This window comes from Paenalicyclobacillus cellulosilyticus (assembly GCF_014647315.1).
Taxonomy (GTDB): domain Bacteria; phylum Bacillota; class Bacilli; order Alicyclobacillales; family Alicyclobacillaceae; genus Alicyclobacillus_J; species Alicyclobacillus_J cellulosilyticus.
On the sequence record NZ_BMOY01000030.1, the window covers coordinates 16,288 to 35,897 of the forward strand.

At 68.4% G+C, this 19,610-nt stretch carries 16 protein-coding genes and 1 riboswitch; all 16 genes read left to right on the plus strand.

Annotated elements, in window-relative coordinates:
• Positions 1 to 31: 31 nt before the first annotated feature.
• The 16 genes from IEX97_RS09550 to IEX97_RS09625 all read left to right on the plus strand — a co-directional run bounded on the left by IEX97_RS09550 (position 32) and on the right by IEX97_RS09625 (position 19,287).
• Complete coding sequence (locus IEX97_RS09550; RefSeq protein ID WP_188882635.1) at positions 32 to 1,222, plus strand: murein hydrolase activator EnvC family protein; 1,191 nt, start codon at positions 32 to 34, stop codon at positions 1,220 to 1,222.
• A 73-nt stretch (positions 1,223 to 1,295) separates the two neighbouring features.
• Positions 1,296 to 1,398: riboswitch (purine riboswitch) on the plus strand.
• Positions 1,399 to 1,586: 188 nt separating this feature from the next.
• Entirely contained in the window at positions 1,587 to 3,125 is a 1,539-nt protein-coding gene (gene guaA, locus IEX97_RS09555) for a glutamine-hydrolyzing GMP synthase (RefSeq protein WP_188882637.1), read from the plus strand.
• 106 nt (positions 3,126 to 3,231) lie between these two features.
• On the plus strand, positions 3,232 to 4,596 hold the full coding sequence (locus IEX97_RS09560; protein ID WP_188882665.1) for an NCS2 family permease: 1,365 nt from the start codon (positions 3,232 to 3,234) through the stop codon (positions 4,594 to 4,596).
• 108 nt (positions 4,597 to 4,704) lie between these two features.
• Positions 4,705 to 5,220, plus strand: coding sequence for a 5-(carboxyamino)imidazole ribonucleotide mutase (purE, locus tag IEX97_RS09565; RefSeq protein ID WP_188882639.1), 516 nt, complete (start codon positions 4,705 to 4,707; stop codon positions 5,218 to 5,220).
• Complete coding sequence (locus tag IEX97_RS09570) at positions 5,217 to 6,473, plus strand: 5-(carboxyamino)imidazole ribonucleotide synthase (protein ID WP_188882641.1); 1,257 nt, start codon at positions 5,217 to 5,219, stop codon at positions 6,471 to 6,473. The genes purE and IEX97_RS09570 overlap by 4 nt, the downstream gene beginning before the upstream one ends.
• A 184-nt stretch (positions 6,474 to 6,657) precedes the next feature.
• Positions 6,658 to 7,950: an adenylosuccinate lyase gene (gene purB, locus IEX97_RS09575; protein WP_188882643.1), complete on the plus strand. Its 1,293-nt coding sequence runs from the start codon at positions 6,658 to 6,660 to the stop codon at positions 7,948 to 7,950.
• Between the two features lie 30 nt (positions 7,951 to 7,980).
• Positions 7,981 to 8,796: a phosphoribosylaminoimidazolesuccinocarboxamide synthase gene (gene purC, locus IEX97_RS09580; RefSeq protein WP_188882645.1), complete on the plus strand. Its 816-nt coding sequence runs from the start codon at positions 7,981 to 7,983 to the stop codon at positions 8,794 to 8,796.
• A gap of 1 nt (position 8,797) precedes the next feature.
• Positions 8,798 to 9,082, plus strand: a complete 285-nt coding sequence (purS, locus tag IEX97_RS09585; protein ID WP_188882646.1) for a phosphoribosylformylglycinamidine synthase subunit PurS — start codon at positions 8,798 to 8,800, stop codon at positions 9,080 to 9,082.
• Positions 9,079 to 9,759, plus strand: a complete 681-nt coding sequence (gene purQ / locus IEX97_RS09590) for a phosphoribosylformylglycinamidine synthase subunit PurQ (protein WP_188882647.1) — start codon at positions 9,079 to 9,081, stop codon at positions 9,757 to 9,759. The genes purS and purQ overlap by 4 nt, the downstream gene beginning before the upstream one ends.
• Positions 9,752 to 11,992, plus strand: coding sequence for a phosphoribosylformylglycinamidine synthase subunit PurL (purL, locus tag IEX97_RS09595; RefSeq protein ID WP_188882648.1), 2,241 nt, complete (start codon positions 9,752 to 9,754; stop codon positions 11,990 to 11,992). The genes purQ and purL overlap by 8 nt, the downstream gene beginning before the upstream one ends.
• Positions 11,989 to 13,443, plus strand: a complete 1,455-nt coding sequence (purF, locus tag IEX97_RS09600) for an amidophosphoribosyltransferase (RefSeq protein WP_188882649.1) — start codon at positions 11,989 to 11,991, stop codon at positions 13,441 to 13,443. The genes purL and purF overlap by 4 nt, the downstream gene beginning before the upstream one ends.
• Positions 13,440 to 14,498: a phosphoribosylformylglycinamidine cyclo-ligase gene (gene purM, locus IEX97_RS09605; protein ID WP_188882651.1), complete on the plus strand. Its 1,059-nt coding sequence runs from the start codon at positions 13,440 to 13,442 to the stop codon at positions 14,496 to 14,498. Before purF ends, purM begins: the two co-directional genes overlap by 4 nt.
• Complete coding sequence (purN, locus tag IEX97_RS09610) at positions 14,495 to 15,130, plus strand: phosphoribosylglycinamide formyltransferase (protein ID WP_188882653.1); 636 nt, start codon at positions 14,495 to 14,497, stop codon at positions 15,128 to 15,130. Before purM ends, purN begins: the two co-directional genes overlap by 4 nt.
• Entirely contained in the window at positions 15,078 to 16,751 is a 1,674-nt protein-coding gene (gene purH, locus IEX97_RS09615; protein WP_188882655.1) for a bifunctional phosphoribosylaminoimidazolecarboxamide formyltransferase/IMP cyclohydrolase, read from the plus strand. The genes purN and purH overlap by 53 nt, the downstream gene beginning before the upstream one ends.
• Before the next feature lie 86 nt (positions 16,752 to 16,837).
• Positions 16,838 to 18,118 carry a phosphoribosylamine--glycine ligase gene (purD, locus tag IEX97_RS09620; RefSeq protein ID WP_188882656.1) on the plus strand — a complete coding sequence of 427 codons (1,281 nt, stop codon included), beginning with the start codon at positions 16,838 to 16,840 and terminating at the stop codon, positions 18,116 to 18,118.
• A gap of 41 nt (positions 18,119 to 18,159) precedes the next feature.
• Complete coding sequence (locus tag IEX97_RS09625; protein WP_188882657.1) at positions 18,160 to 19,287, plus strand: EamA family transporter; 1,128 nt, start codon at positions 18,160 to 18,162, stop codon at positions 19,285 to 19,287.
• Positions 19,288 to 19,610 lie beyond the last annotated feature (323 nt).

Here is a 19,610-nt window from a genome sequence, read left to right on the forward strand (position 1 = left end):
CCGCCGGGAGCGGCGAGACCGAGCGAGGTGCTTGGCTTTGCGATGGAATCCGCGCCAGGCAGGGCTGCGCGCGTTCGGTTTGGCGCTGGCCGCGGCGCTGTGGGTCCCTTGGCTGGACGCACCGCCAAGCTATGCGGACAAGCTGACGGAAGCCAAACAAAAGATGCAAGCCCTTGAGGCGCAGAAGGTGCAGACACTCAATCACCTGCAGTCCCTCAAGGCACAGCAGCGGCAGTTGGAGGCTCAGATTGTCCAAATCGAACACCAGATTGACGACCTCAACCGCAGCATCGCCTCGACGCGCCTTGAGATCTACCGCAGAAACTTGGCCATCGCGCGTGTCAAACGCCAGATTGCGCGCACCGAAGCGCACATCGCACAGCAGTACGGCGTCTTGCAGCGGCGGCTGCGCGTGATGTACATGGCCGGCCAGGCCAGCTACCTGGACGTCCTGTTCTCCGCGACGAGTTTTGCCGACTTCTTGGACCGGATGCAGCTGCTGTCGATGATTGCGGCCGAGGACCGGCAGGTGCTCGACGAGATCCAGGCGGCCAAGCGCCGGCTGGAGGCGAACCGGTCCGAGCTCGTCCGACAACAGCAAGCGGCCCGCCACGTCTACGTCGCGCTCATCAACAAACAGACCCAGGTACAGATGGCCGAGCGGCGCGAGCGACGCCTGCTGGCAGACGTGAAAGACCAGCAGCGGCAAGAGGAGATCGCGCTGCAGAACGAGACGAGCGCCATGCAGAACCTCAAGGCGCTCATTCAACAGCTCCAGTCCGAAGTGGGCACGTACACGGGCCCGTCGGACGGATGGGTCTGGCCGGTGCCGGGGTATCACACCATCAGCTCCGGGTACGGATGGCGGACCTGGTCGGATGGTACCCGGGAGTTCCACAACGGGATCGACATCCCGGCGCCCATCGGGACGCCGATTGTCGCCGCCACAGGCGGCAAGGTGTTGTACGCCGGTCCGGCCAGCGGGTTTGGCGACTGGATTGTGATTGAATCGGCCAACGGGTTGTTTGAGATCTACGGCCATATGTACGCATGGGAGATCAAGGTCAAACCGGGGGAGATTGTGCACGCCGGGCAGCAGATAGCCGGCGTGGGCAGCAACGGGTTTTCCACCGGACCGCACCTGCACTTCACCATCGCCACCGGGTTTGACAGTTCCGGTTACCCTGTCTCCGTCGATCCGACGAAGTACGTGGGCGGTTGATCCGCCCCGGGCTGATGCGCGGCCATGCATTGACGCCTGTCTGCCGCATTCAGTAGAATGAGGGCGAACTGGGAACCGCATAGGGTTCTGACCCCGTATAAAGCCGGGAATATGGCTCGGCTGTCTCTACCGGACGACCTTAAATCGTCCTGGCTACGAGGTCGGTCTTGCGCACGGCGGCGCGCGAAAGGGCGCCTGTTTGTCTTTGCTGCCCTGGTGCGCGCGTGTGACTCCGGCTGCCTCGTATCGTGTTTGCGATGAGGGTTAACCTACAGACGATACGGCGTGCCGGGGTTTTTCTTTTTGTCTGTCCAAGCTGCCTGCCTTGGCGGACGCCCATCCACTGCCGGTGAGGAGTGAAGAGATGGCGGAACACGAGACGGTCGTGGTGTTGGACTTCGGCGGTCAGTACAACCAGCTCATCGCCCGCCGCATCCGCGAACTCCATGTCCACAGTGAACTGCTTCCCTACCACGTGCCCGCAGCGGAATTGGCGCGGCGCGACCTCAAAGGCATCGTCTTCAGCGGCGGACCGCGCAGCGTGTACGAGGAAGGGGCGCCCGACGTCGACCCTGGCGTCTGGGAGCTCGGTGTGCCCATCCTCGGCATTTGCTACGGGATGCAGTTGGTGGCGAAGCGCTTCTCGGCCCGCGTCGATCGCGGTGCGGTGCGCGAGTACGGCCGCACCCGCATGCGGCTTGAGCCGTCCGCCGGCGCCTTGTTCCGCGGTCAACCGGAGGAACAGGCGGTCTGGATGAGCCACACCGATGTGGTCGCCGCCGCGCCGCCGGGCTTCGTCACCGACGCCCGTACCGACAGCGGCGCCATCGCGGCGATGCACGACCCGGCGCGCCGCATCTACGCGGTGCAGTACCACCCCGAGGTGCATCACAGCGAACACGGCATGTCGGTGCTGCGCAACTTCCTCTATGACGTCTGCGGCTGCCGGGGAGATTGGACCATGTCCTCGCTCATCGACGAGACGGTGGCGAGGGTACGGGCGCAGGTGGGTTCCCGGCGTGTCTTGTGCGCCCTCTCGGGCGGGGTGGACTCGTCGGTGGCGGCGGCGCTCGTCCACCGGGCAGTGGGGGAGCAGCTCACCGCCGTGTTTGTCGATCACGGCCTGCTCCGCCAGGGCGAGGCGGCGGCGGTGATGGCGTCGCTCAAGGACGGGCTTGGCATTCAGGTCGTGCGCATCGATGCGGCGGACCGGTTCCTGGCCCGGCTGCGCGGGGTGAGCGACCCGGAACAGAAGCGCAAGATCATCGGCGAGGAGTTCATCCGGGTGTTCGAGGACGCATCCACGCGCCTGGGTCCGTTCGACTTCTTGGTGCAAGGCACCTTGTACACCGACGTCATTGAGAGCGGGACGGCGACGGCGGCCACCATCAAGTCGCACCACAACGTGGGCGGGCTGCCGGAAGACATGCGCTTTACGCTGATTGAGCCGCTGCGCGAGCTGTTCAAGGACGAGGTGCGGGCGCTGGGCGAGGCGCTCGGCCTGCCGCGGGAGTTGGTCTGGCGGCAGCCGTTCCCTGGGCCGGGGCTCGCCATCCGGATCATCGGCGAGGTGACGCCGGACAAGCTGGCCATCGTCCGCGCGTCGGACGCCATCTTGCGGGAGGAGATAGCCCGTGCGGGCCTCGACCGCGAGATTTGGCAGTACTTCACGGTGCTCACCGGCATCCGGAGCGTCGGCGTGATGGGGGACGAACGCACCTACGCCCACACCATCGCCGTGCGCGCCGTGCAGTCGCAGGAGGGGATGACGGCCGACTGGGCGCGCATTCCGTACGACGTGCTCGCGCGGATCTCGACCCGCATCGTCAACGAGGTGCCGGGGGTCAACCGCGTGGTCTACGACATCACCACGAAGCCGCCGGCGACCATCGAGTGGGAGTAAGCCCGCCGCGGCCATCCTGGCGCCGGGTGAGCGGCGGCAGCCGCTGGCCAAAGGCCGGCAGCAGGCCCCGCGGGGGATCCATGCCAGACAGAGGAGGGTGTCGGATTTGGAAGCATTCTTTCAATTGCGGCGGTACAATACGACCGTCGGCCGCGAGATTGTCGCGGGCTTAACCACGTTCATGACCATGGCGTACATCCTGTTCGTCAATCCGAGCATTCTTTCAGCGACCGGGATGGACCCGAAGGCGGTGTTTTTCGCCACGTGCGTCGGCGCGGGCATCGTCACTTTGCTGATGGGCCTCATCGTCAATTACCCCATCGCGCTGGCGCCCGGCATGGGACTCAACGCGTATTTTGCCGTGATTGCGGCGAGCAACCACGGGCAGATGAGCTGGCAGACGGCGTTGGGCTGCGTGTTCATCTCCGGCATCGTCTTCATCATTCTCACCATCACGCAGATCCGGCAGCTGTTGGTCAAGGCCGTCCCCGATTCGCTCAAGTACGCCATCACGGTCGGTATCGGGCTGTTCATCACCATCATCGGCTTTAAGATCGGCGACCTGATGGGGATGCAGTTCACCGGCAGCGCCACGACCAGCTACGCGCCGGGCAGCGCCATCGACAACTTCTCCTGGCTGCCGGTGCTCGGTTCCCTGCACAGCCCGCAGACGGTGCTGACGCTCATCGGGCTGTTCATCACCGCCGTCCTGTTGGCGCTGCGCATCCCGGGCGCCATCCTGTTGGGCATCCTGGCCACGACCATCATCGGTATCCCGATGGGCGTGACCAACGTGTCAAGCCTCAAGCACCCGCAGTGGTTCCCCGACCTCAGCCACCTTGCCGTCGGCAAGCTGGATTTGGCGGGCGTGTTCCACTACGGGCTCATCAGCGCCCTGTTCACCTTCACGTTCGTCGAGCTGTTCGACACTTTCGGGACGCTGGTGGGCACCGCAAACAAGGCAGGCCTCCTGGAGGGGGAAGAGGGGCAGCGGCGGCTGGGACGGGCGATGCTGGTGGACGCCTGCGGCGTGAGCATCGGCGCGTTGCTTGGCACCAGCACCATCACCGCGTACGTGGAGAGCGGATCGGGCATCGCGGCGGGCGGCCGCACGGGGCTCACCGCCACCACCGTCGGCGTGCTGTTCCTGTTGTCGCTGTTCTTGGCGCCCATTGCCGGCATCATCCCGGATCAGGCGACGGCGCCGGCGCTCATCATCGTCGGCATCCTGATGATGTCGGCGGTGCGCCACATCGAGTGGGACAACATGGCCTTGGCCATCCCGGCGTTCTTGACCATCATCGCGATGCCGCTGACGTACAGCATCTCCAACGGCATCGCGTTGGGTTTCACGTTCTTCGTGGTCATCAACGCCATCCTCTGGCTAGCCGGCCGCGATCACGTCAAGGTCCACTGGCTGATGGTCGTCATCGCCATCCTGGCGGGCTGGCGGTATATCTGGCTGGGTTGACCGGTTTCCGGCTTGTGCGTTGCCGGGCTGCCTTGCGGCGCCCGGCCTTGCAGACATCCGCAAAGAAGCACGCTTGCGCGTGCTTCTTTGCACAAGGGGGTAGATGGCGTGTCGCCGTTGGTCGGGGTCATCATGGGCAGCCATTCCGATTGGGAGACGATGGCGCGGGCGTGTGAGGTGCTCGACGAGCTGGGCGTCCCGTATGAGAAGCGGGTGGTCTCCGCCCACCGCACGCCGGACGACATGTTTGCCTATGCCGAGTCGGCGGCGGCGCGCGGCATCAAGGTCATCATCGCCGGCGCGGGCGGGGCGGCCCACCTGCCGGGGATGGTGGCGGCGAAGACGGTGCTGCCTGTCATCGGCGTGCCCGTCAAGTCGTCGAGCTTGAACGGCCTGGACTCGCTGCTCTCCATCGTCCAGATGCCGGCCGGGGTGCCGGTGGCGACGGTGGCCATCGGCCCGGCGGGGGCGGCGAATGCAGGGCTGTTGGCGGCGCAGATCCTCGCCCTCTCCGACCCACAGCTGCGCCAACGCTTGGCGGCCAGGCGCGCGGCTTTGGCGGAGGCGGTCCGCCGAAGTGGCGAACCGGGCGGGGAAAGCGGCGCGGGGGGGAGTGCGGGATGACGGCCGCGCGGAGGGACGGTTGGCGCGTCATCCTGCCCGGCGCCACCATCGGCGTCCTCGGCGGCGGCCAACTGGGGCGGATGATGGCCTTGGCGGGGCGGGCCATGGGCTACCGGTTCTGGACGCTCGACCCGACCCCCGATTCCCCCTGCGGCCAGGTGGCGGACGGCCAAATCGTCGCCGCGTATGACGATCTCGCCGCCGCGCGCGACCTGGCGGCGCGCTGCGACGTGGTGACCTACGAGTTCGAAAACGTGGACGCGGGCGTCGCCCGCGTCCTCGCGGAGACGGCGTACGTGCCGCAGGGCAGCGAACTGTTGCGCATCACCCAGCACCGCCTGCGCGAGAAGGCGGCCGTCACCCGGGCGGGCGCGCCGGTGGCGGCATACCGGCCCGTCACGACGTGGGAAGACCTCAGCGCGGCGGTGGACGACATTGGCCTGCCGGCGGTGCTGAAGACCACGACGGGCGGCTACGACGGCAAGGGGCAGTGGCTCCTGCACAGCCGGGAGGACGCACAGGCCGCCTGGGCCGCGGGTGCGGGCGCGTGGGCCGCAGAGGGGGTGGCCAAGCGCGCACGGCGGGCGCCGGCGGGGCATGGCACGGCGCACCCCGGCGCGATGGACGATGGCCTGGATGAAGCGCCGCTCATCCTGGAACAGTTTGTGCCGTTTGCGCACGAGCTGTCGGTCATCGTGGCGCGCACTGCGGACGGGCGGGTGCAGAGCTTTCCGGTCGCCGAGAACATCCACCGCCAGCACATCCTGCACATGTCCGTCGTCCCGGCGCGCATCCCGGGCGAGATCCAAGCCGAGGCGCAGCGCCTGGCCGAGGCGGTGGCCGGCGCACTCGGCGTGGTGGGGCTGCTGGCGGTGGAGATGTTCCTCGACGGCGACGGACGCCTGTACGTGAACGAGCTGGCGCCGCGCCCGCACAACTCGGGCCACTACACCATGGACGCCTGCATGACCTCCCAGTTTGAACAACACATCCGCGCCATCTGCGGCCTGCCGCTGGGCAGGACGACCCTGCTCACCCCGGTCGTGATGGTGAACATCCTCGGCGAGCACCTCGCACCGGTGCTCGACCTGGTGCCGCGGCTGCCGGATCATGTGAAGCTCCACCTCTACGGCAAAGCGGAGGCGAAGCCGAAGCGGAAGATGGGGCACCTGAACATTCTCGCCGACCGGGTCGAGGATGCCATCGCCACCGTGCGGGCGCTCGGGGTCTTTGGTCCGGAACCGGAAGCCTGACCGGGGAGCACGGCGCGATCGGCGGCGCGCGGCCGGAACACCGAACGTTCTACGTGATTGGAAGAAATATCGTTCGGATTTTGGTTGACGCGCGATGGCCGCCAAGGGTACACTGAAGGCGCAAAACGATGCGGCGCCGTGCGAATTTCGCACGGCGCACACGTCGTGAAAGGGGCGGCGATGGGTGATTGAACGGTATACGCGGCCGGAGATGGGCCGTTTGTGGACGCTGGAGGAACGATTTCGTTGGTGGCTGAAGGTCGAGGTCCTCGCCGTCGAGGCGTGGGCGAGCATCGGCGTCATCCCGGAGGAGGACGCCGCCAAGATCCGCGATCGCGCCACGTTCCGCGTCGAGCGGGTGCTTGAACTGGAGCAGCAGACCCGCCACGACGTGGTGGCGTTCACGCGCGCGGTGTCCGAATCGCTCGGCCCGGAACGCAAATGGGTGCATTACGGCCTCACTTCGACCGACGTGGTCGATACGGCCCTCTCCGCGCAAATTCAGGAAGCGGTGAAAATCATCCGCCAGGATTTCGCGGCGTTGCTCGCCACGCTCCGGCAGCTGGCGGACAAACACCGGTACACCATCATGATGGGCCGCACGCACGGGGTGCACGCGGAGCCGACCACCTTCGGCCTCAAGGCCGCCCTGTGGTACGCGGAGTTGCTGCGGGACCTGGAGCGGTTCGAGGCGGCCGCCGAGCGGATGCGCTACGGCAAGATCTCCGGCGCCGTCGGTACGTACGCCAACGTCGATCCGCGCGTCGAGGAGTACGTCTGCCACCGCCTCGGGCTCAAACCGGCGCCCATCAGCACCCAGACCCTGCAGCGGGATCGCCACGCGGAGTTTTTGTTCGCCCTCGCCTTGACCGGCACCACCCTGGACAAGATGGCCACCGAGATCCGCGCCCTGCAGAAGTCGGAAGTGCGCGAGGTGGAGGAGCCGTTCTACGAAGGCCAAAAAGGGTCGTCCGCGATGCCGCACAAGCGCAATCCGGTCGGCTGCGAGCAGATAAGCGGCCTGGCGCGCATCCTGCGCGGGTACGTGGTGCCGGCGCTTGAAGACGTGGTGCTCTGGCACGAGCGGGACATCAGCCACTCGTCGGTCGAGCGGGTCATCATCCCGGACGCGACGATTCTCATCGATTACATGCTGCACCGGATGAACCGCATCCTCGCCGACCTGCGCGTGTATCCCGAGCGTATGAAGCGCAACATGGAGCGGACGTTCGGCCTGACCTACTCGCAGCGGGTGCTCACCGCCCTCATCGACAAGGGCGTGTCGCGGGAGGAGGCGTACGACGCCGTCCAGCCGTGCGCGATGCGCGCGTGGGAAGAGGAGCGTCCGTTCTATGAGCTGATCCGCGAGTCGCCGCTGGTGAAGGAAAAACTGACGCAAGAGGAATTGGACGCTTGTTTCGATCCCGCTTGGCACCTGAAGCACGTGGACACCATCCTGGCCCGGCTCGGCATCTGACCGTGCCCGGGCGGCAAGGAGGCGGCCGCCATGGCGGCAAACGAGAAGCATCCGGAAGGACATCCTGGACACGATGCGGGCGCAACCCTGGTTTCGGGCCGGCCGGCCCGAACCGGCGCAGGCGTGCCCCGCAAAGGTGCGCAATTATATGAAGGCAAGGCCAAGAAGGTGTTCGCGACCGACCGGCCGGATGCGTACATCGTCGAATACAAGGACGACGCGACCGCGTTCAACGGCGAGAAGCGCGGCACCATTCCCGGCAAGGGCGTCGTCAACAACCGGATGAGCAACTTCTTTTTCCGGCTCTTGGCGCAGCACGGCGTCGCCAACCACTTTTTGGCGGAGTTGTCGGAGCGGGAGGCGCTGGTGTGCGCGGTGCGCATCCTGCCGCTGGAGGTGGTGGTGCGCAACCTGGCGGCGGGCAGCATGGCCAAGCGCCTCGGCCTGCCGGAAGGCCAGGCGCTGGCGCAGCCGGTGGTCGAGTTCTACTACAAGGACGACCGCCTCGGCGACCCTTGGGTGAACGAAGACCACATCCGCGCGCTCGGCTGGGCGGACGCGGCGCAACTGGCGCACATCCGGGCGACGGCGCTGCGCGTCAACGAGGTGCTGGCCGCGTTCTTGGCGCCGCGCGGGGTGCGGCTGGTCGATTTCAAGCTGGAGTTTGGCGAAACACCGGCGGGCGACCTTCTGCTCGCGGACGAAATCTCGCCGGACACCTGCCGCTTCTGGGACGCGGCGACCGGCGAGCGGTTGGACAAGGACCGCTTCCGGCGCGATCTCGGCGGCGTGGAGGCGGCGTACGCCGAGATGCTGCGCCGGGTGCTCGGGGAAGGAGAGGTCTGACATGGCGACGTGGAAGGCGCAGGTGCGCGTCTGGCTCAAGCCGAGCGTGTTCGATCCGCAGGGCCGCGCGGTGGAGCAGGCGCTGCACAGCCTCGGCTACACCGGTGTGGGCGAGGTGCGGATCGGCAAGTACATGGAACTGCGGCTGGAGGCGGCGTCGGAAGCAGAAGCGGCGGCACAGGTGCGCGCGATGTGCGACGCGGTGCTGGTCAACCCGGTGATGGAGACGTACGCGTTCTCGCTCGAACCGTGGGCAAAGGACGCGCGGGCGGAGGCGTCGGCATGAGGTGGGCGGTGATCGTCTTTCCGGGCTCGAACTGCGACGACGACGCGGTGGCGGCCATCACCCGCGCGACGGGCGACGAGGTGGTCAAGGTCTGGCACCAGGAGCGGGATCTCCGCCCGTATGACGCCATCGTGCTGCCGGGCGGGTTTTCCTACGGCGATTACCTGCGCTGCGGTGCCATCGCCCGCTTCAGCCCGGTGATGGCTGCGGTGCGGGCGGAGGCGGAGGCGGGCAAACTCGTGCTCGGCATCTGCAACGGGTTCCAGATCCTCACTGAGGCGGGGCTTTTGCCGGGCGCTTTGGTCCGCAACCACCACCTGCAGTTCCGGTGCGAGATGGCGGAGTTGGTGGTGGAGAACGACCGCTCCCCGTTCACGTCGTTGTACCGGCGAGGGGAGCGGGTCCGCATCCCCATCGCGCACGGAGAAGGGCGGTATATCGCGGACGAAGCGGTGCTCGACGAGCTGGCGCGGGCGGGGCGGATCGCGTTCACCTACGCCGCCGACGTGAACGGGTCGGCCCGCCGCATCGCCGGGGTCCTCAACGAGCGCGGCAACGTGCTCGGCCTGATGCCGCACCCGGAACGGGCGGTCGCAGCCTGGATGGGTTCGGAGGACGGCTTGCGCATGTTCGCGGCCATCCACCGCGCCGTGGAGGAGGGAGTCCACGTTGGCTGAACCGACGGCGGAACAAATTCGCGAGGAGAAGCTGTACCGGGAGATGGGGCTGACGGACGACGAGTACGCCCGCATCGTCGACCGGCTGGGCCGTTTGCCGAATTTTGTCGAGACCGGGCTGTTCAGCGTCCTCTGGTCGGAACACTGCAGCTACAAGAGCTCGAAGGTCCACCTGCGCCGGTTCCCGACCGAGGGGCCGCAGGTCCTGCAGGGTCCGGGAGAGAACGCCGGCGTGGTCGACATCGGGGACGGCATCGGGATTGCCTTCAAGATGGAGAGCCACAACCATCCCTCGGCGGTCGAGCCCTACCAGGGCGCGGCGACCGGGGTGGGTGGCATCCTGCGCGACATCTTCACCATGGGCGCCCGGCCCATCGCGTTTTTGAACAGCCTGCGCTTTGGCCCGCTCGACGACCCGCACACGCGCTACCTGTTTGCCAACGTGGTGGCGGGCATCGGCGGCTACGGCAACTGCGTCGGCATCCCCGACGTCGGCGGGGAAGCGGTGTTCGACCCTTCCTATCGATATAATCCGCTCGTCAACGCCATGTGCGTCGGCGTCGTGCGCGCCGACCGGATTGTCAGAGGCCGGGCGGCGGGCCCCGGCAACCCGGTGTTCATCGTCGGCAATCGGACGGGCCGCGACGGCATCCACGGGGCCACCTTCGCTTCGGCGGAAGACCCGCACGCCAAGGAGCGTTCCGCCGTCCAGGTGGGCGATCCGTTCATGGGCAAGCTCCTGATGGAGGCCTGCCTGGAGCTGATGGCGACCGGCGCCGTGGTCGGCGTGCAGGATATGGGGGCGGCGGGGTTGACCTCTTCGTCCGCCGAGATGGCGAGCCGCGCCGGCGGCGGCATCGAGCTGTACCTCGACGACGTGCCGGTGCGGGAGGCGGGGATGACGCCGTACGAGATCATGCTCTCCGAGTCACAGGAGCGGATGCTCGTGGTGCTCGAGCAAGGCCGCGAGCAGGTGGCGTTCGACATCTTCGCCAAGTGGGGCCTGCAGGTGGCGAACATTGGCCGCGTCACCGACGACGGCTTGCTGCGCCTCTGGTTCCAGGGCCAGGTGGTGGCCGAGGTGCCGGTGGCGGCGTTGGTCGACGAAGCGCCGGTGTACGAACGGCCGTTGGCTCCGCCCGCAACGCCGCTCGGTGCGGGGGTGGCGCTGCCCGCGGAAGACCAACTCGACCTCGCGGCAGGATTGCTCCGCCTGCTCGCCCACCCGTCGGTGGCCGACAAACGCTGGATTTACCGGCAGTACGACACCTCGGTGCGCGCGAGCACGTACGTCGGGCCGGGCGGCGACGCGGCGGTGGTGCTGGTCCCGGGCACCGCGCGGGCGGTGGCGCTCGTCACCGACGGCAACGGGCGCTACACCGCGCTCAATCCGCGGCGTGGCGGGGCCATCGCGGTGGCGGAGGCGGCGCGCAACCTGGCCTGCACGGGGGCGAAGCCGCTTGCCATCACCGACTGCCTCAACTTCGGCAACCCGGAGAAACCGGAGGTCATGTGGCAGTTCGCGGAGGCGGTGGCCGGGATGAGCGAGGCGTGCCGTGTCTTGGATACACCGGTCGTCAGCGGCAACGTCAGCTTTTACAACGAGAGCCACGGCCAGGACATCTTCCCGACGCCCATCGTCGGCGCGGTCGGCGTGGTGGAGGACCTGCGCCACGTGACACCGAACGCGTTTCAACACGCGGGATCGGCCATTGTACTCCTCGGCGCCCCGGATACGGCGCTCGACGGCTCGCTGTTTTGGCAGCTTGCGGCCGGGCGGCCGGCGGGGGATGCGCCGCGGCTCCATCTCGACGCCGAGCGTGCGCTGTGCGACCTTCTGCTGCAGCTCATCCGCCGCGGGCTCATCCGCGCCGCCCACGACGTGAGCGAAGGCGGCTTCGCCGTGGCGCTCGCGGAGATGTGCATCGGCCAGGGCATCGGCGCGGCGGTCAGCCTGGGGCGAAGCGGCGCCGAGTCGCCGTTGGCGCGCGCGGGCTGGCTGTTTTCCGAGGCACAGGGCCGGGTCATCGTCGAGATGGCGCCAGCCGACGTGGCGGCGGTGATCGCGGCGGCGGAGGCGGCGGGCGTACCCGCGCAAGCCGTCGGCACGACGGGCGGGGCGTGGTTGGAGATTGGCGACGTATCGGGTGCGTGGTTGCGCCTGCCGGTGGCGCAATTGGCGGACGTTTACCGGCGCGCCTTGCCGGATTGGATGGGAGAGGTGCAGGCATGATCTTGTGGGACAAACCGCGCGAAGAGTGCGGCGTGTTTGGGGTATTCGGCCACCCGGCCGCGGCCGAGGTGACGTACTACGCGTTGATTGCGCTGCAGCACCGCGGCCAGGAAGCGGCCGGGATTGCGAGCACGGCGGACGGACGGATGTACAGCCACCGCGGCCTCGGTCTGTTGACGGACGTGTTCGCGGACGTGCCGCTGCAACGCCTCCCGGGTCGGGCGGCCATCGGCCACGTCCGCTACTCGACGGCTGGATCGAACACGGTGCAAAACGCCCAGCCCATCGTGGTCGGCACGCATCAGGGCAATCTGGCGCTGGCCCACAACGGCAACCTGGTGAATGCGCGCCAACTGCGGATTGAGCTGGAGAAGCAAGGCAGCCTGTTTCAGTCGACGAGCGACACCGAGGTGGTGTTGCACCTCATCGCCCGCGCCGGCCGCGGCAGCCTGGTGGAGAACATCCAGGCGGCGCTGCGACAGGTTGTCGGGGGTTACGCACTCGTCTTTCTCTCCGACGATGCGCTCATCGCGGTGCGCGATCCGCACGGCCTGCGCCCGCTCGCGCTCGGCCGCCTCGGCGATGCGTGGGCGGTGGCGTCCGAGTCGTGCGCGTTCGAGACCATCGGTGCCACCTTCGTGCGCGACGTGGAGCCGGGGGAGATGATCCTCGTCGACGAACGCGGCCTGCGGACCATCCCGCCGGCCGCGCGCGTGCCAAAGCGCCTCTGCACGTTCGAACACATCTACTTCGCGCGTCCGGACAGCGACATCGACGGCTGGAACGTGCACGCCATCCGCAAGCAGCTCGGCCGGATCCTCGCGCGCAAGCACCCGGCGCAGGGGGACATCGTGATTGGCGTGCCGGACTCCAGCATCTCGGCGGCGGCCGGGTTTGCTGAAGCGAGCGGCATTCCGCTCGAGATGGGCCTGGTGAAAAACCGCTACATCGCGCGCACGTTCATCCAGCCCTCGCAGGAGTTGCGCGACGCGGGCGTGCGCTTGAAACTGAACGCCGTGCGGTCGGTGGTCGACGGGAGGCGGGTGGTGCTCATCGACGACTCCATCGTGCGCGGAACGACGAGCCGGCGCATCGTCCAGCTGCTGCGCGAAGCGGGGGCGACCGAGGTGCACGTGCGCATCGCCAGCCCGCCTTACAAGAGCACCTGTCACTACGGCATCGACACCTCGTCGAAAGGCCAATTGGTGGCGGCGTCGCACACGGTGGAGGAGATCCGGGAACTCATCGGCGCGGATTCGCTCGCCTTTCTCACCGTGGACGAGTTGATGAGCGCGTTCGGCTTTGCGCCGGGTTCGGCGTACCCGTTCTGCAACGCCTGTTTCACCGGCGCGTATCCAACGCCTGTCCACGACATGGAAAAGCTGGCGAACGAGACGCGCGCCTCGGCGGCCGTTGCACCGCGCCGGGCGACCACGGGGGTGAGTGGATGAGCGGCGCAAAACGGTACAAAGCGGCCGGGGTGGACATCGACGCGGGCAACGCGGCGGCCAAGCGGTATGCGGAGATTGCGCGCAGGACGGCGCGGCCTGAGGTATTGGCCGGCATCGGCGGCTTCGCCGGCGGATTCGCGCTCGACCTCCGCAAGTATCCCGAGCCGGTGCTCGTCGCGGGCACGGACGGGGTCGGGACGAAATTGAAGATCGCGTTTGCGCTCGGGCGCCATGACACCATCGGGATCGACTGTGTGGCGATGTGCGTGAACGACATTCTGGTGACGGGCGCGGAGCCGTTGTTTTTCCTCGACTACCTGGCGGTCGGGCGCCTCGACGTGGAGACGGCGGCGGCGGTGGTGCGCGGCGTGGCGCAGGGGTGCGCGGAGGCCGGCTGTGCCCTCATTGGCGGCGAGACGGCGGAGATGCCGGGGATGTACGCACCCGGCGAGTACGACGTGGCCGGTTTTGCGGTCGGCGTGGTCAACCGGAGCGACATGGTGGACGGCCGTGACATCCGGCCGGGCGACGTGGTGCTCGGCCTCGCCAGCTCGGGCGTGCATGCAAACGGGTATTCGCTGGTGCGGGAGCTCGTGGCGTCTTCCGGGCTCACCTGGGACGACGTCCCACCCGGATGGGACGAGCCGCTCGGCGAGGTGCTGCTGCGGCCGACCCGGATCTACGTGCGAACGGTGCTCGGGCTGCGCGCCGCAGGCGTGCCCGTCAAAGGTATGGCTCACATCACCGGCGGCGGCCTCGTCGACAACGTGCCGCGCTGCCTGCCGCCCGGGGTGGCCGCGAAGATCTCGCTGCGCGCGTGGCCGCTGCCGCCGGTCTTCCGATGGCTCGTCGCAGAGAGCGGAATGTCGTTGCCGGAAGCGGCACGGGTGTGGAACCTCGGCATCGGATACGTCCTGGTGGTCGATCCCGCCGCTGCTGCGGCCGCCGAGGCGCGGTTGCGCGCTGCCGGTGAAACGGTGTACCGGGTGGGCGAGATCGTCCCGGCGGAACCTGGCGCCGCGCCGTGCGTGGTGATCGAGGGGGCGGACGGATGAGCACGGACGCGCGCGTCCCGATTGCGGTGTTCGTGTCCGGCAACGGCAGCAACCTGCAGGCGCTCCTCGACGTCGAGCGCGCCGATCCGTCGTGGCCCGCCTGCATTCGGCTGGTGGTGTCGGACGTGCCCGGTTGCCGCGCGCTGGCCAGGGCGCAAGCGGCCGGGGTGGAGGTGTTTGCGGCGCGCCCGGCCGACTTTCCGGACAAGGCGTCGTTCGAGCGGGCGGTGCTCGCCAAGCTGCGGGCGCGCCAGGTGGAGTGGCTCATCCTCGCCGGGTACATGCGGATCATCGGGCCGGTGTTGCTGTCGGCGTACCCGAACCGGATCCTCAACATCCATCCGTCGCTGCTGCCCGCGTTCCCAGGGCGGCACGCCGTGCGGGATGCGTTGGCGGCAGGCGTGGCGGAGACCGGCGTGACCGTCCACTTTGTCGACGAGGGCATCGACACCGGGCCGGTCATCGCCCAGCGGCGGGTACCCGTACGCCCCGGCATGACCGAGGAAGAACTGCTGGCGGCGATTCACGCGGTGGAGCACCAGTTGTATCCTGAAGTCATCCGCCGCTTGCTGACGAGGCATGAGAAAGGAGAGGACGCCGGTGGCGGCTTGGGCATTGGTCAGCGTGTATGACAAGCGCGGCGTGGTGGCGTTTTGTCGCCGGCTGCGGGAAGCAGGCTACGGCATCCTGTCCACCGGCGGGACGGCCCGGCACCTGCAGGAACACGGGATCCCGGTGACCTTGGTCGAGGAGTACACCGGGTTTCCGGAGTTGCTCGACGGGCGGGTGAAGACCTTACATCCCAAGGTGCACGGCGGGCTGCTGGGGTTGCGCGACGATCCGCGGCATGTGGCGCAGATGGCCGCGCACGGGATGGAGCGGATCGACGTCGTGGCGGTGAACCTGTACCCGTTCACCGACACTGTCGCCCGCCCGGGGGTGACGTTCGCGGAAGCCATCGAGATGATTGACATCGGCGGTCCGGCCATGCTGCGCGCGGCGGCGAAAAACCACCGCTTCTGCGCGCCGGTCGTCGACCCGGACGACTACCCGTGGGTGGCGGACGCCTTGTGCGGCGGCGGGTTGTCGGACGCGCAGCGGGTGTACCTGGCGGCCAAGGTGTTCGCGGCGACTTCGGCGTACGACGCGGCCATCCGGGCCTATTTGGCGTCGTTCGCGGCCAAGGTGCAACCGGGCGCGGGCCAAGCGGGCACCGGGCCGGACGGGCAAGCGGGCGCGGATCGTGACGGCGCCGGTGCCGCGGCCGCCGCGTGCGGGAAGCCGGACGCAGAGGCGGCGTGGCCGGAGGTGCTCACCGTCTCCTTCTTCTCCAGGCAGCCGCTGCGCTACGGGGAGAACCCGCACCAACCCGCCCACTTTTACGCCGACCCCGGCGCGGGCCCGCAGACCATCGCCGGCGCGCGCCAGTGGCAGGGCAAGGAGCTGTCGTACAACAACATCCAGGACGCGGACGCGGCGCTCACCCTCCTGCGCAGCTTGGACGATCTCGGCAAACCCGCGGTGGTGGCGGTCAAGCACATGAACCCGTGCGGTGTCGGGATCGGCGAGACCATCCACGAGGCGTTCGCGCGGGCGCACGAGGCGGATCCGGTCTCCATCTTCGGCGGCATCGTCGCCTGCAACCGGCCGGTCGACGAAGCGCTCGCCGAGCGGCTGACGGAGCTGTTCCTGGAGATTGTGGTGGCGCCGTCGTTCACCGACGCGGCGCTGGCGCGCTTCGCCCGCAAGAAGAACGTGCGCTTGCTCACGGTCGACATGCAGGCCCCGTTGTGGCGGCCGGACGACCTCTGGTTCCGGCGGGTCTCGGGCGGGATCCTGGTCCAGCGGCCGGACGTGGCGCTCGCGCGCGACTGGCAGGTGGTCACGGAGCGGGCGCCGAGCGAAGCGGAACGGCGCGCGCTCGACTTCGCGTGGCGGGTGGTGAAGCACGTGAAGTCGAACGCCATTGTCCTGGCGAACGAGACGATGACGCTCGGCATCGGCGCCGGGCAGATGAACCGCGTGGGAGCGGCGAAGATCGCCATCGCCCAGGCGGGCGCGCGGGCGAAAGGCGCGGTGTTGGCGTCGGACGCGTTCTTCCCGATGCGCGACACGGTCGATGCGGCGGCGGCGGCCGGGGTGACCGCCATCATCCAGCCGGGTGGATCGATCCGCGACGCGGAGAGCATCGCGGCGGCGAACGAACACGGCATCGCCATGGTGTTCACCGGCGAGCGCCACTTTTGGCATTGAGGCGGTGCCGGCTTTGACGTGGTGCTGGCATTGAGGTGGTGCTGGCATTGAGGTGGTGCGAGGCAGGCGGCAAGGAGGGACGCTGCATGGGTCTTGCGATTCCGGACGGTGCGCGTGTGCTGGTGGTCGGCAGCGGGGCGCGGGAGCACGCCATCGCGTGGGCGCTGGCGAAGTCGCCGCGGCGGCCGCGCCTGTATGCGGCGCCTGGCAACCCGGGGATGGCGGCGTGGTGCGAGATGGTGAACCTGCGGGTGGACGATGTGAGCGGGATCGCTCAGTTTGCGGCGCGGGAGCGGATCGATCTCGTCGTCGTCGGGCCGGAGCTGCCGCTGGCTCTTGGGCTGGCGGACGCGTGCGCGGCGGCAGGGGTGCGCGTGTTCGGGCCATCGCGCGCGGCGGCCCGGCTCGAGTCGTCGAAGGCGTTCGCCAAGGCGGTGATGGCGAAAGCGGGCGTGCCGACGGCGGCGTACGCCACGTTCACCGATCCGGCCGCCGCGAAGGCGTATATCCGCCAGCAGGGCGCGCCCATCGTGGTGAAGGCGGACGGCCTGGCGGCCGGCAAGGGCGTCGTGGTCGCGGAGACCATCGCGGCGGCGGAAGCGGCCATCGACGCGCTGATGGTCGGCGGCAAGTTCGGGGCGGCCGGGGCGACCGTCGTGATCGAACAGTTCCTGCGCGGGCGCGAGGCGTCGCTGATGTTTTTCGTCGACGGCGAGACGGTGCGGCCGCTGCTGCCGGCGCGCGACTACAAGCGGGTCGGCGACGGGGATACCGGGCCGAACACGGGCGGGATGGGCGCATTCGCGCCGGTGCCCGAGGTGACCGCGGACGTGGTGGCGGACGTGGAGCGGCGGATCGTGCGGCCGACGCTCGCGGAGCTGCGGGCGCGGGGCATCGTGTACCGCGGCGTGTTGTACGCAGGTTTGATGCTGACCGAGGACGGGCCGTACGTGGTGGAGTTCAACGCCCGCTTCGGCGATCCGGAGACGGAGGTCGTTCTGCCGCTGTTGGCCTCGGACCTGTTGGCCATTCTGTGGGCGACGGCGGAAGGGCGGCTGGCGGACGTGGAAGTTGCCTGGCGGGATGAAGCGGCGGTGTGCGTGGTGCTGGCGGCGCCGGGGTATCCGGAGCGGCCGCAGACGGGCGCGGCCATCACCCTGCCGGACGGTTTGCCGGAGACGGTGTTCCACGCCGGCACGGCCCAGCGCGGCGACGGCCAGTTGGTGACTGCGGGCGGACGGGTGCTGACCGTCACCGGCACCGGTCCTGACCTGACGGCGGCACGGGCAGCGGCGTATCGTGCGGCGGAGGCCATCACATTTCCTGGGAAGCACATGCGAAAGGACATCGCGCTTGTGGTACACTGAACCTTGCGCGCCCGGGGCATGCGGTGCGCGGGGTGCAGGTGATGGGACATGGTGCGGCGCGCCGCCGCATGTGGCGGCGCCGGCTCGGATCCGCAGGATTGGTGCTGTTGGCAGGAAGCAGCTACGGCATCGGCTCTTCCGTCCTGAAAGGCGCTTATGCGCATGGTTTCACGTCCGCCGAGGTGACGAGCGCCCAATTTCTGTTTGCGCTGTGGCTGACATGGCTGGGCGCCTTCGTGGAGCGCAGGGCTGTGCGGCGTGGGCCAGAAGGCGTGCCCGCCGGGGATGACCGGGGTTTCGCCGGGGATGACCGTGGGTCCGCCGGGGACAGACCCGGGTCGGGCTCAGGTCGCCGTGATGTATCTGGCCGCCGGGGAGCACAGGGCGGCGCTGCATGGGCGCGATCGCGCGGACGAGGGTGGATGGTTCTGGGTGTGTTGGGGCTCTCCGGAGCCGAGTGCACCTACACGTATTACACGGCGGTGCAATTCCTGCCGGCGTCGTTCGCCATCGTGCTTTCGTTCCAATTCTCGTGGATGGTGTTGGTCATCGACGCGCTGGTGCGGCGGTATTGGCCGCGCCGGGATCAATGGCTCGGCGCGGCCGCCATCTGCGCCGGGACGGTGCTGGCGGCCGGGTTGTTGGAACATCCGGGTGTTTGGCATGGACCGGGCATGTGGCCGCTGGGTGCGGTGCTGTTGGGGTTGGCCTCTGCGCTCGGCTATGCGGTCAACTTGTATGTCGCGGGATACGCAGATGCCACGGTGCCGCCTGCGCTGCGAACCGCCGTGGTCATCACGTGTTCGACACTCATCACGTTCCTGCTCATCCATCCCGGCGTGCACTTCGCGGACCGGCTCGGGCAAGGGTTGTGGATGTGGGGTCTGATCATGGCGTTGACTTCCCAGGTCATCCCCACGTGGTTGCTCTTGACGGCGGTTCCGAACATCGGCGGCAGAATGGCCGGCGTGCTGGGGGCGATTGAGTTGCCGGTGGCGGTGGCGGCAGCGCACGCGTTGGTTGGGGAACCGGTGTCGGCTGGGCGCTGGATGGGCGTGGTGCTGATCCTAGCCGGCATCGTGGTGAGTGAATGGCGCGGGCTGCGCGCGGCCGGCACACCGCAGCCTAAGCATACATGCATCCGGGCGAGGATCCTGCGCAGACGATGAAGTTCTTTGCGGAAAACGATTCGTCGTGACGGTCTACGGGGCGTCGCGCGCACGCTTCGGCGTTGACGCCCCGGGCGGCGGGGTGATATATTGTTCAACGCCGCCGCCACCCGCGCGGGGTAGTGGCAGGTCAGCCGCCGGTTGCGGCGGTGTGCCAGCAACTTCCGCTTGCACATGGCGGGTTGGCTGTGGTAAGGTAGTCGGTGCCGCCGTCGCGCGGGGACGCGCCGGGACGGCGGAAGACGGCTGATACCGGGCATCACCGGGACCGAGGCGGGCAGCCGCGGGCAGCGGTGGTGCACGGGCGCGGTTCCTTGAAAACT

Bases quoted from the DNA above. Each gene is read 5' to 3' on its own strand.
- guaA (WP_188882637.1), top strand. From the start codon at position 1,587: ATGGCGGAACACGAGACGGTCGTGGTGTTGGACTTCGGCGGTCAGTAC.
- IEX97_RS09570 (WP_188882641.1), top strand. From the start codon at position 5,217: ATGACGGCCGCGCGGAGGGACGGTTGGCGCGTCATCCTGCCCGGCGCC.
- purC (WP_188882645.1), top strand. From the start codon at position 7,981: ATGGCGGCAAACGAGAAGCATCCGGAAGGACATCCTGGACACGATGCG.
- purS (WP_188882646.1), top strand. From the start codon at position 8,798: ATGGCGACGTGGAAGGCGCAGGTGCGCGTCTGGCTCAAGCCGAGCGTG.
- purQ (WP_188882647.1), top strand. From the start codon at position 9,079: ATGAGGTGGGCGGTGATCGTCTTTCCGGGCTCGAACTGCGACGACGAC.
- purF (WP_188882649.1), top strand. From the start codon at position 11,989: ATGATCTTGTGGGACAAACCGCGCGAAGAGTGCGGCGTGTTTGGGGTA.
- purM (WP_188882651.1), top strand. From the start codon at position 13,440: ATGAGCGGCGCAAAACGGTACAAAGCGGCCGGGGTGGACATCGACGCG.
- purN (WP_188882653.1), top strand. From the start codon at position 14,495: ATGAGCACGGACGCGCGCGTCCCGATTGCGGTGTTCGTGTCCGGCAAC.
- purH (WP_188882655.1), top strand. From the start codon at position 15,078: ATGAGAAAGGAGAGGACGCCGGTGGCGGCTTGGGCATTGGTCAGCGTG.
- purD (WP_188882656.1), top strand. From the start codon at position 16,838: ATGGGTCTTGCGATTCCGGACGGTGCGCGTGTGCTGGTGGTCGGCAGC.
- IEX97_RS09625 (WP_188882657.1), top strand. From the start codon at position 18,160: ATGGGACATGGTGCGGCGCGCCGCCGCATGTGGCGGCGCCGGCTCGGA.